The organism is Candidatus Thiosymbion oneisti, from assembly GCF_004359955.1.
In the GTDB taxonomy this organism is placed as follows: Bacteria; Pseudomonadota; Gammaproteobacteria; order Chromatiales; family Chromatiaceae; genus Thiosymbion; species Thiosymbion oneisti.
Genome location: NZ_SMSC01000207.1, coordinates 1 through 242, shown reverse-complemented (window position 1 = coordinate 242; position 242 = coordinate 1). Strand labels below are relative to the sequence as shown.

Here is a 242-nt window from a genome sequence, read left to right as displayed (position 1 = left end):
CCAAGGCGGTGTGTCTACCAGCCTCCGGCGCTGCACGCCGTATCTATCGCAGCGAGCATGCTGAGTTGATCGAAGCCCACCGGCAACGGATGGCCGAATCGGGGCCAGAGAAGATGCGTCAGCGTGCCGGTCTGGTCGAACACCCTTTCGGTACGCTCAAACGCTGGTTCGGCTGGGACCACTTCCTAGTACGCGGCTTCAAGAAGGTCCGCGGTGAGATGAGCCTGATGGTGTTGGGCGAC

At 62.0% G+C, this 242-nt stretch carries 1 protein-coding gene; it reads left to right on the top strand.

What is annotated here, in order from left to right:
* Positions 1 to 242: transposase (locus tag E1958_RS19965; RefSeq protein WP_166664729.1), on the top strand; the 242-nt coding region annotated here is incomplete at both ends.